We start from the raw sequence: 11,997 nt of genomic DNA, 5'->3' as shown, positions 1-11,997 counted from the left end.
TTTTATTAACACAAAGTTCCTTTCACATTTTTGGTTTTTTTTAATTTATTAAAAAGTTTTTATAGATTTTTAAAAAATGATGTTTCTTATAGTAATTTAAAACAAAAATATAATTAGAGTAAGCATCTACGGTACGAAATAAATAGTAGGATACAAGCCACTTGTGCGTTGTATGGAATAATATTTTATTGAAATATAAAGGTTTTAACTTATAAATATCAATTTTATAATAAATATATTATATTAGTTAAAACAATATAACTCTTTAAATAAAATCCTAACAAGAGAAATGCAAAAAGAAAACCTAAATACAACTGATAATATTTCTGTAATTGATATAAATCAGAATAATCAAGTTGCTTCACAAATAGAGAAAGATAAAATTATAGAGAGACATTTACGTTTTCAAGACTTATTAATTAGTATTTCAACAAAATATATTAATTCAGATTTATCAGATATAGATAAGTTAATACGAGAATCTTTACAGCAAATTGGTGAGTTTGTTTTGTCAGACAGGAGTTATATTTTCTCTTATGATTTTGTAAACAATACATGCTCTAATACCTTCGAGTGGTGTGCTAAAGGCATAGACCCAGAGATAGATAATTTACAAAATATACCAATAGATTATATTACGCATTGGTTAAATGCACACAAAAAAGGAGACGCATTTTATGTTGAAGATGTTAGTCTTTTACCAAAAGATGGCGAGTTTGGTTTACGTGCTATTTTAGAACCTCAAGGCATAAAAAGTTTAATAACTATACCTAAAATAAAAAATAATGAGTTAATTGGTTTTATTGGTTTTGATTCGGTTAAAAAATTAAATGCCTATACTGAAAACGAACAAGAAATCCTTTTTGTTTATGCTAATATGTTGGTTAATGTCCTACAGAAAAAAGAATATGAAGAACGAATAAAAGCCCAAGAAAAGAAAAAAGAAGAATTGCTTAAAAGTTTATCAAATCAAAATCAAGAGCTTAATGAATATGCGCATGTGGTATCACACGATTTAAAAGCACCATTAATTAACATCTTTACCTTGGTTAGTTGGTTCATGGAAGATCATAAAGTCATTTTAGATGATAAAGCATTAAAATCATTAAATCAAATATTGTTTAATGTAGAAAAAATGGATTTTTTAATAAAAGGAATTTTAGACTATTCTACAATTGATAAATTAAAAGAAGATGACAAACTCGTAGATTTTAATTTCATAATAAAGGAAGTATTACAAACCATGTTAATACCAGGTCATATACAAGTTTCTATTCAAGAAAACTTACCTAGTTTGTACGGAAACACTTGGAGGTTTAAACAGGTTTTTCAAAACTTGATTCATAATGCGATAAAATTTTGCGATAAAGAAATCGGACTAATAGAAATAGGATGTAAAGAAAATGTTGCAAACTATGAGTTTTTTGTAAAAGATAACGGTATTGGTATCAAGTCAGATTATTTTGATAAAATATTTAAAGTCTTTACCAAGTTAGAAAGCACAGGATTGTCTTCTGGAATTGGATTGTCTATTGTTAAAAAAATTATCAGTTTTTATAATGGTTCTGTTTGGTTAGAAAGTCAGGAAGGTATTGGAACCACTTTTTATTTTAGACTTTTAAAGGATTTTTAATAAGTATAAAATAATTTATAATCACGTCTAAATCTATTTTAATTATTAATCATCAACAGGATTGGTTAAAAAAATTAACATTATACTTAATCTAACTACTTATAAGGTTAGGGGTTAAAATAATTAGTGTTGAATAGAGAAATTGACAAAAATTAAAAACTTAGACCTCTAAATTGTTCACAAAAAGTTATGCTACTTTTTTCTTTTTCTTTTTCTTCGGTTTATTGATTGCTATACAATGAAATCCCCCGCCATTTCTATTTAAGTCCGCACAATCTAACATAACTATTTTTTTTCCAGGAAAAATAGTTCTGAATTTATTTTCTATCTCTAGATCTTTAGAAATAGCATCTTCACTTTTAATCTGTTGTCCATAACTTGGTACAATAACTTTATGCTTTGTCAAAATAAAGTTTAAATAACTGTTAGACCGAATAAAGGTTCGTGTTACATTAAAATTTGTTTCATTTTCAAAAAACAACGGAGCCATAGGAACTCTTATAATATTTAAAGGCTTTCCATCTTGATCTGAAGCATTTTTAAGAATATTATAATTTTCCTCTAGCCGTTCATAGGCTATTTTCATAATAGGGTTGGTAGCTACCTCATTACTGTTTACCTGAGCGAGCAAAACGGTATTTGGTGAAATAAACCTGCAAAAACTATCAATATGATGTCCTGCACCGCTGGTGTAAATGGCGTCAATAAACGGTAAGTCCATTAATATTTCATCTTGTGGAAGCCCACTTTTAACCAAATAATTTTTTTTATACCTAATTTTTTTTCAGTTCTTTAGTGATGTCGTCTTTGGTAACAGTTGGATTTCTTAACTCTTCGTGCTTTTCAACCATTATGGCGAGTCCTTTACCATTTAATTCTCTAGCGCCCCCTATACTTATAATATTAGAAGCCAGCAACCTCTCTTTTGCTAGAGCTTGATATTCATAAGGAAACATGTTTTCCCCATAATACTTGAAACTCAAAGTTTTGGACTTTCCACTTTCATTAATTAAAAAAACAGGACCAAAATCCCTAATCCATATATTATCATCAGATATAAGTTGTAGTTCAACGTTATCCATACGAACACCAAAAGCCTCAAGCACTTTATGCACACTCTTACTCATTGATATCTCGGGAATGTACAAAGTAACATGCTCATCTTCAGCTAAATTCTTGATAAAATTGAGATAGATATTAGCATATTGGTCAGAACAAACTACTAAATGCGATTCGGTTTCATCAAAATCTGTAGTAGGTTGATAATCTTGATCATAAAAGATAAAAAACCAAGTTAAACTTGCTGCCATTACCAGACAAACAAGTCCAATTATTTTTGTTTTCATTTCGGATATTCCTGTTAGTTGGAACTAAGCTAATTTAGATAAAAATTTTATTTATATAATCACAAATGCGTAAACATAAATGAGCGCTTATTTATCAAATAGGATTGTTTCCAAAATTATATGCAGCCTTTAATTTTTGTTTCTTTGTTTCAATACACTATTTTAAATAATAAATTGATTATCAATATAATGAAACAAAAAAAAGGATTAATTGAAATTCTAAATATAACAAGTGCATAGAATTTTATTTTTACTCACATATTTAATTATTTGCAAAAACTTCAAATGTGTTCGTGAATCTCCTAAAAAGTCGATTTCTTAAAATTTATGCTCTGGTGGCAAGCTTACGAGAATCGTATAAAATTTTTTATGACGTACATTTTATCGAATACGCGATTTTTAATAAGAGCAAAAAGGTTAGCTTTTATTTTGGCGTTGGCAAGCGATGGAAGTTATTCGCAGATTTTTATTGTTTTAATAAGGAGCTCATGAATGCTACGCATTTGTGTGTAAAATAAATTGCCAGAGCAATTTGATTTTATAAAACAATCGAGCGCTTGGTAGCGGCTATTTTACATAACGGCTAATTATAGATACAAATGTTTTTTAAACGCTGCGAAGCAAACCGCTTAATAGTTTAATGACCCAACTTCCAATTAATCTTATGAAAACGAATGCTTCAGGGATATTTTACATAATATTGAATTATAGCTATCAAATGGAAACAATGCCCTAAACTACATAATGAAAATTTGTACTATAATTTATATTATGTAAAATAGAATATTTTATTACCTGTGTTAAAATTATGATAAGCTCCTACTATAACTATTTTAAATAGAATCTATAGCTTATATTTGTAAGCCCTAAAATTATCAGAATGTTATGAAACCAAAGTCTAAAACAAAGATTGAAAAATCTCGTTTACAATTATTACATCAGTATTATAATTATACCGGGTTTTATTCGTTTGTATGGCTAGCTATAAAAAAAGCACTTCCGTATATTATTATTATCGTTGGTATAATTTATACTTTAAATCATTTTTTTGATATTAACAATGCCTTAGTAACACTAACAGAAATTTTACCGGCTTATGGTGTTTTAAGTTTCTTTTTTGTTTCAGAAACCCTTTTAGGTCTGGTTCCACCAGAAATTTTTATTGCTTGGTCTGGCAAAATGTACAGTCCATGGTTTTACTTGAGTATTTTAGCTATACTATCGTATACTGGCGGATTATTAGCTTATTGGATTGGGCATGCTATTACTAAAATACCTTCTGTACATAACTATTTGGAGGTTAAAATGGAAAAACAACTCAAAAACTCAAAAAAATGGGGTAGTTTTTTAATTGTGGTTGGTGCCTTATTACCGCTACCCTTTTCAATTTCTTGTATGGCTGCGGGACTTATCGAGTTTCCTTTTAAAAATGTGGTTCTTTATGGTTCATTACGTTTGCTTCGTTTTGTAATCTACGGATTAATCATTTTTAATGTGTTTTAAAAAACTCTTAAATTGAGGTCTGTTATCTGGTAATTGTACCCTATTTTTGCATAAAAAAACACATGTTTTCATTTGTAAATATTTTTAGAGTTGTAGCGTTTCTTGAAGGTGTTTCTTATATATTATTGCTATTTATAGCTACGCCTATTAAATATATAGCAGATAACCCTATATATGTTAAATTTTTAGGTATGCCACATGGTGTATTATTTATTGCCTACATCGCATTGGCTTTCGCATTTAAAAAAGATTTTAAATGGAATAACAAAACTTTTATACTGGTACTTGTTGTATCCATCATCCCTTTTGGAACCTTTTATATTGATAAAAAGTATTTAAAAACAGCGCATAATGACTAATTACAAACATTTAATTTATGATTATTTAGTTTCACACAGTGTTACTGAAGTTGTAGCTAAATATTTAAATATGCTAGCGCTACTAATAGTTTTAATCCTTGTTATAGCTATAGTAGATTTTACAATTAGAAAATTAATACGAAGCACTTTTACACAATTTGCTATCAAATCCAAAACTAATTTTGATGATTTATTAATTACTAACCGCGTACCTAGAAACATAGCACACATCATTCCTTTGTTAATAGCTTTAGAGTTTACACCATTAGTATTTGCTGATTTTCCAAACTCAGATATTGTTATAGAAAAAGTATTGCAAGTATTTGCTCTTATTTTAACTCTTTGGATTGTAAGAAGCTTACTTAACACCCTTAGAGATTATTTTAAAACATTACCCCGATTAAAAGATAAACCTATTGATAGCTATATTCAGGTTTTTATGATTTTTGCTTGGGTTGCTGGGTTTTTATCAGCAATTGCTATAATTACCAACATTCCTTTCATGCGGTTTTTAACTGGAATGGGTGCTATTTCTGCGGTAGTTATTTTAGTATTTAAGGATACTATTTTAGGTTTTGTAGCAAGTATTCAGGTATCTATAAACGATATGGTTCAAATTGGCGATTGGATTACTTTTGAAAAGTATGGTGCCGATGGTGATGTTATTGAAATTAACTTAGCCACTGTTAAAGTTCAAAACTTTGATAAAACCATTACAACCATTCCTACTTATGCCCTAATTTCAGATTCTTTTAAGAACTGGCGTGGTATGACGGATTCTAATGGAAGACGGATAAAAAGAGCTCTTTATATAAAACAAAATGGTATTAAATATTTAACAGAAAGTGACGTAGAAAAACTTAAAAAAATTCAACTTATAACGTCTTATTTAAATAACCGTCAGAATGATATTAAGTCCTACAATACTGAAAATACGATTGATAAAACCATCCTAATAAACGGTAGAAATCTTACCAATATTGGTGTTTTTAGAAAATATATTGATTCCTATTTAAAAAATCATTCAGCTATTAATAAAGACATGATGATTATGGCACGCCAATTAGCACCTACTACTCAAGGAATACCTTTAGAGATTTATGCGTTTAGTAGTGATAAACGATGGGAAAACTACGAGTATATCGTGTCTGATATTTTTGATCATCTTTTAGCATCGCTACCTTATTTTGAGTTAGAAGTTTTTGAATTACCTAGTCACTCAAGTTTTAGTAAAAAAAATAAGCTTATTAATTAAAACAAGCTCATTTGTTTAATATTATTTAAATCTTATTAGGAGATAAAATTAAATTGATACGTTCTAAACAATCTTTGTAATGATATTTTGTAACCGTGTTTATAGCTCTATTTGAAGCACTTGAAACGATAACTTTTAAAGTATTAAGTTCACCCCTTACAAAAGCTCTAATGTCTGATTGTGATACATTAAATTGTTTTGGATCTCTTGAGCTTAAATCTCCTGTCATTAAATTTGCCATTTGATCTATATATGCGCGTTGTAAATTACGACGATACACATCTACATTTTTAGTAACATTAGCTTCTGCCCAAATACCTTTTCTAACATCCTGCATCATTTCTAAAGTGCCATAGTTATTAGTATTTATAGCCTCATGATCAGATAAGCGCCCTAAACGCTCAAAGCTTAACAAACTCGTAAGATACCTGTTTTGTAGTTGCCCCAAACGGTAAATATAACCTGCATAATCAATATTTGAAAGTAAGTCTTTGTCAACCAACCAATTAGTAGTTTCAAAGGCGTTTTTATGAAGCCATTGCACCGATGCTTTTTGTAGTAATTTTGGAACTGCTTGAAATGGCACACCCTCTTGATTAGGATTTAACAAGTTTTCATAAACCCCTCCAACATTAGTTAGTACATGGCCTATATAACGATTGTAGCAGCCTAAAAATTCACCATATAATTCCTCTAAATCTTCGTAATTATTAGTTGCATCACTGGTCCATTCTGGTAAATGTTCAGCAACATATTTTAGGTTTTTTAGAGCATAATCTCCAGCTTTTAAAGCATCATTTCCAATATCTTCTGTTTGAGAGTTAGGATTAAATCGACTACTTTGTTTTCCAAACATATATTTCGGATCTCCTGCTTTTTCAAGAATCCAACTATCTAAAGTTTTAACTTCTTTTTCTGGTGTATCAGCTCCTGGAATGTATCTGTAGCCCCAATTAATAGCATAATCATCATAAGGTCCCATCTGACGGATAAAACGGATGTTTTTATCACCTGGTTGAGCTATATAATTAAAACGCGCGTAATCCATAATGGTAGCTGCAATACCATTTTTTTGAGTAAAGTTACCATCTCTATAGCTTTCAACATCATAGGCTTTACTAGCACCCATATTGTGAGGTAAACCTAAAGCATGCCCTACTTCGTGAGCAATAACCATTTTCATCATTTCTCCAATCTCTTCAGCAGGCGTGTTTAAGGTTCTAGCTAATGGGTTTGCAGCACCGGTTTCTAATAAATAACGGTTTCTGTAAGAGCGTAAATGGTTATGATACCAAATAATATCACTTTCAATAATTTCTCCGCTTCTTGGGTCAGACACGCTTGGTCCAACGGCATTTCTAGTTGTACTCGCAACATATCTAACAACAGAATAGCGAATATCTTCCGGACTAAAATCTGGATCTTCTTCCTTTGTAGGTGCATATTTAGCAATTATAGCATTTTTAAAGCCAGCTTTTTCAAAAGATTTTTGCCATAACTCAACACCTTCTTTCATGTATTTTTTTAAATTATCTGGTGTGGCAGGATCTAAATAATAAACAATGGGTTTTACTGGTTCTACAAGTTCTCCTCTAGCATAAGCCTCAGGGTCTTTCGGCTCTAAACGCCATCTTCTAATATATGTTTTAGTATCAGACTTTAATTCTTTACTTCCATAATCTATTTGATCTATTGTAAACCAGCCCACTCTTTCATCTGCAAAACGAGGTTGCATTGGTTTTTCTGGTAATAAAATCATAGATTGATTCATTTTAAGACTAATAGATTCTGTACTACCAAATGATGGTGGTTCAGAGGCATTGTAAGTCATATCTTGAACTACTTCAATATTCTCTGGAAAACTTTTTACTGAATTAATAAAACTACGCGAAGCGTCCAGATTTTTTACTTTATAGGTGTTTCTTAACTGTGATGACAATCCACTTAAAGCTTTAACATCAGTTACATAAAATTTAGTAACATCTATCACAACTGCAGTTGAATCTTTGCTTAAAGCTTCAATATCAAAAGCAAATAATGTGGGCTCGTAATTATTTGATTTTACAGAAATACTAATGGGTAATTCATCATCAGCTACTGCATTATACGATTTTTCTTTGATTAATATTTTATCTTGAAAACGTTCCCAAGTCACTAAACGCGTACTAGTTTTAGATCCTGCATTTACGTAACCATTACCTAAATCTGCAGGTAATTTAGCAATACGACTTACCAAAAGCATATCTTTACCTAAATGTTCATTTGGGATTTCGAAAAAATAAGAATCATCTACTTTATGCGTTTTAAATAAGCCATTATCAGATACAGCATCTCTGGTAATAACCTTATCGTAAGGTTTAATTTTGCCTTCTTTCTTTGTTGGAGTTGGTTTTGGAACTTCAACTTCTGAGTCTTTTTTCTTCTTTCTAGTAGATTGTGCTTCTATAAAATTAGGTGTTAAACTTAAAAATAATGAAAACACAAAAAGCAATACTTTTTTCATAAAAATTGGTTTTTGTTAATTTTTCAATAAAAATAACCAATAGAATGTTTTTGCAATCTCTTTTCACAAAACTTTAAGTAGTTAATTAAAATATTACTAACACTAATAAAAATACACTCAAAAAAAATGGATTCGGTAAAACTTACCAAATCCATTTATAATTAATTGTAATTCTTTTAAATTATATATTTGCAGCTAACCAGTCTCCTACTTCTTTGGTGCCGTAAGCTTTTCCGCCGTCTGCCAAATCTTCAGTAACGATACCTTCAGCTAAAGCTTTATTAACTGCATCTCTTATAGCTTTACCCTCTTCATGCAAATTAAAAGCAGTTTCAAACATCATGGCTGCCGATAAAACTGTTGCCATTGGATTTGCAATATTTAATCCAGTTGCTTGTGGATACGATCCATGAATTGGTTCAAATAAAGCAATATCTGTTCCCATAGAAGCTGATGGCATTAATCCCATAGACCCTGAAATAACAGATGCCTCGTCCGTTAAAATATCACCAAATAAATTTTCAGTAATTAAAACATCATAACTATTTGGCCATTGTACCAAACGCATCGCTACAGCATCAACAAACTCATAACTCACAACAACTTCTGGATATTCTTTTTCCATAGCTTGAACAGTTTCACGCCACAAACGAGAGGTTTCCATAACATTTGCTTTATCAACGCAGCATAATTTTTTAGAACGAGTCATAGCCAATTCAAAACCTTTTTTTGCCAAACGTTGTACTTCTACTCTTGTATAAACACAGTTATCAAAAGCTGTTTCTCCACCATCTCTTCTCCCCTTTTCTCCAAAGTAAATACCACCAGTTAATTCACGTAAAAAAACTAAATCCGTACCTTCAATACGTTCTTTTTTTAATGGCGATTTATCTAATAACGATGGAAACGTAAATGTAGGTCGCACATTAGCGAATAGGCCTAATTTTTTACGCATTTTTAATAAACCTTGCTCTGGACGAACCTTTGCGGATGGATCGTTATCAAAACGTGGATGTCCAATAGCACCAAATAAAACAGCATCCGATGCTATACATATATCATGTGTTTCGTCTGGATAAGGCTCACCTACCGCATCAATGGCAGCAGCACCAGTTAACGCTGGTTTCCAAGTAATTTCATGTCCAAATTTAGCAGCAACAGCATCACTTACTTTTACAGCTTGTTCAATAACTTCAGGTCCAATACCGTCTCCGGCTAAAAGGGCAATATTAAATTTCATTTATATAGTCTTAATTAGTAATAATATTTAGCATTTTTTCGGTCGCTTTAATTGCCGAAACTGTTTGATCAGAATCCAAACCACGAGTTTTAAATTCCTTTTCAGAACTTTTCCATGTAATTATAGTTTCGCATAAGGCATCCGATCGACTTCCAGGTGGTATTCTAACGGCATAATCAATTAAATCTGGCAAAACTCGATTCTTTCTTTTAAAGATGTTCCTAATTGCATTCATAAAGGCATCAAACTGCCCGTCACCTTGGGCGTTTTCTTCATAAATCTTATCATTAACAGTAATTGAAATCGTAGTTGATGGTTTTAAACCTTTAGAATGTGTTAATACATAAGAATTAACTTTCACCTTTTCCTCATAAGTTCTATCTAAAACATCAGAAATTATATAAGGTAAATCCTCTTTTGTAACCACTTGTTTTTTATCACCTAATTCAATTATTCGTTGTGTTACTTTTTTTAAATCGTCATCATTTAGTTGAAGTCCTAATTCTTGTAGATTTTTTTGAATATTAGCTTTTCCTGATGATTTACCAAGAGCATATTGGCGTTTTCTACCAAAACGTTCAGGCATTAAATCACTAAAATATAAATTCTTTTTATTATCCCCATCAGCATGAATACCAGCAGTTTGCGTAAAAACATTAGCACCAATAATAGGTTTATTAGCAGGAATCATAATACCAGAAAAGTTTTCTACCAATTTACTTACAGTGTATAAAACTTTTTCATTCACACCAACCTCAATTTGTGGCATAAAATCATTAATTACAGCAATAGTACTAGCCATGGGAGCATTACCAGCCCTTTCTCCCATACCATTAATGGTTAAATGTAAACCATCAGCACCAGCTCTTAAACCTTCGATGGCATTCCAAACACCTAAATCATAATCATTGTGTGCATGGAAATCGAAATGCAAATTGGGATATTTATCCTTAATTTCCTTAACAAATTCATAGGACTCTATTGGTGTTAAAATACCAAGTGTATCTGGAAGCATAATACGTTCTATAGTTTGCGTTGATAAAAATTCTAAAAACTCAAAAACATAGTCTTTAGAATTACGCATACCATTACTCCAATCTTCTAAGTAAACATTTGTTTCAATCCCTTTAGTTTTAGCTAAATAAATATTTTCTGATATTTCTTTAAAATGCTGATTAGAAGTCTTTTTAAGCTGGTGTATTAAATGATTTAATGACCCTTTTGTAAGTAAATTTTGAACTTTTGCTCCTGCGTTTATCATCCAATCAATAGAGACACCTCCATCAACAAAAGTTAGTACTTCAACTTTGTTTAGATAGCCATTTTGACTTGCCCATTTTGTAACATCTTTTACTGCCTGAAGTTCACCTTCTGATACCCTTGCAGATGCTATTTCAATACGATCTACTTTTAATTCTTCCAATAAAAGTTTGGCTATGGTAAGCTTTTCAGAAGCAGAAAACGACACACCTGAGGTTTGTTCACCATCACGCAGCGTCGTATCCATTATTTCAATTCTCTTTGAATTCATTTATTACAGCAACAAACTATTTGCAAAATTTTCTATTTCACCTTTTATGTTTTGTAAATAATCAATATCATCAAAACCATTAAGCATGTTATCTTTCTTGTAACTGTTAATTTCAAATGATTCTTGAGCACCCGTTGAAAGTATGGTTATGGTTTGGTTTGTAAGATTAATTTCAATTTCTGTATTAGGATTTTCGTAAATAGCATTAAATATTTGTTCGGAAAATTTAGGCGATACTTGTACTGGTAAAACACCAACATTTAAACAGTTATTTCTGAAGATATCTGCAAAAAAACTAGATACCACACATCTAAAACCATAATCGTAAATTGCCCATGCAGCATGCTCTCTTGAGGAACCTGAACCAAAATTCTTACCACCTACAAGAATTTTACCACCGTAGATTGGATTGTTTAAAACAAAACTTTCTTTAGGGGTATTATCACCATTGTATCTCCAATCTCTAAATAAGTTATCTCCAAAACCTTTGCGTTCTGTAGCTTTTAAGAAACGAGCAGGTATAATTTGATCTGTATCTACATTCTCTAATGGAAGTGGTACTGCGGTACTTGTTAGTATATTAAATTTATCGTAAGCCATAGTTTTTAGTATTCAGTTGCCAGTGTT

10 protein-coding genes are annotated in these 11,997 nt (G+C 30.8%); 4 read left to right on the top strand and 6 right to left on the bottom strand.

Annotated elements, in window-relative coordinates; genetic code table 11:
- Positions 1–289: 289 nt before the first annotated feature.
- Positions 290–1,633: a sensor histidine kinase gene (locus tag AC1XJX_RS04725; RefSeq protein ID WP_482002813.1), complete on the top strand. Its 1,344-nt coding sequence runs from the start codon at positions 290–292 to the stop codon at positions 1,631–1,633.
- A 187-nt stretch (positions 1,634–1,820) separates the two neighbouring features.
- Here the strand turns inward: AC1XJX_RS04725 and AC1XJX_RS04720 are convergent, their stop codons facing one another.
- Positions 1,821–2,390: an agmatine deiminase family protein gene (locus AC1XJX_RS04720; RefSeq protein ID WP_482002812.1), complete on the bottom strand. Its 570-nt coding sequence runs from the start codon at positions 2,388–2,390 to the stop codon at positions 1,821–1,823.
- Between the two features lie 16 nt (positions 2,391–2,406).
- Complete coding sequence (locus tag AC1XJX_RS04715) at positions 2,407–2,979, bottom strand: agmatine deiminase family protein (RefSeq protein WP_482002811.1); 573 nt, start codon at positions 2,977–2,979, stop codon at positions 2,407–2,409.
- An 885-nt stretch (positions 2,980–3,864) separates the two neighbouring features.
- Between AC1XJX_RS04715 and AC1XJX_RS04710 the strand changes: the two genes are divergently transcribed.
- From AC1XJX_RS04710 to AC1XJX_RS04700, 3 genes are all read left to right on the top strand, one after another.
- Positions 3,865–4,482 (top strand): YqaA family protein, encoded by a 618-nt coding sequence (locus tag AC1XJX_RS04710; RefSeq protein ID WP_482002810.1) that lies wholly within the window; start codon positions 3,865–3,867, stop codon positions 4,480–4,482.
- Between the two features lie 62 nt (positions 4,483–4,544).
- On the top strand, positions 4,545–4,841 hold the full coding sequence (locus AC1XJX_RS04705; RefSeq protein WP_482002809.1) for a DUF3817 domain-containing protein: 297 nt from the start codon (positions 4,545–4,547) through the stop codon (positions 4,839–4,841).
- Positions 4,834–6,096: a mechanosensitive ion channel family protein gene (locus AC1XJX_RS04700; RefSeq protein ID WP_482002808.1), complete on the top strand. Its 1,263-nt coding sequence runs from the start codon at positions 4,834–4,836 to the stop codon at positions 6,094–6,096. The genes AC1XJX_RS04705 and AC1XJX_RS04700 overlap by 8 nt, the downstream gene beginning before the upstream one ends.
- A 25-nt stretch (positions 6,097–6,121) precedes the next feature.
- On the opposite strand, the gene AC1XJX_RS04695 is transcribed toward AC1XJX_RS04700, so the two are convergent.
- From AC1XJX_RS04695 to leuD, 4 genes are all read right to left on the bottom strand, one after another.
- Positions 6,122–8,599 (bottom strand): zinc-dependent metalloprotease, encoded by a 2,478-nt coding sequence (locus AC1XJX_RS04695; RefSeq protein ID WP_482002807.1) that lies wholly within the window; start codon positions 8,597–8,599, stop codon positions 6,122–6,124.
- 181 nt (positions 8,600–8,780) lie between these two features.
- The gene (gene leuB, locus AC1XJX_RS04690; protein ID WP_482002806.1) at positions 8,781–9,839 is read right to left on the bottom strand and encodes a 3-isopropylmalate dehydrogenase; all 1,059 of its coding nucleotides are present in this window, start codon (positions 9,837–9,839) and stop codon (positions 8,781–8,783) included.
- Between the two features lie 10 nt (positions 9,840–9,849).
- A complete protein-coding gene (locus AC1XJX_RS04685; protein WP_482002805.1) occupies positions 9,850–11,370 on the bottom strand; it encodes an alpha-isopropylmalate synthase regulatory domain-containing protein in 1,521 nt (506 codons plus the stop codon).
- A gap of 3 nt (positions 11,371–11,373) precedes the next feature.
- Complete coding sequence (gene leuD / locus AC1XJX_RS04680) at positions 11,374–11,970, bottom strand: 3-isopropylmalate dehydratase small subunit (RefSeq protein WP_482002804.1); 597 nt, start codon at positions 11,968–11,970, stop codon at positions 11,374–11,376.
- Between the last annotated feature and the right edge of the window lie 27 nt (positions 11,971–11,997).

The sequence above is a fragment of the Flaviramulus sp. genome (assembly GCF_982512915.1).
The sequence above is the reverse complement of the archived record's forward strand: the minus strand, read 5'-3'. Positions and strand labels throughout refer to the sequence as shown.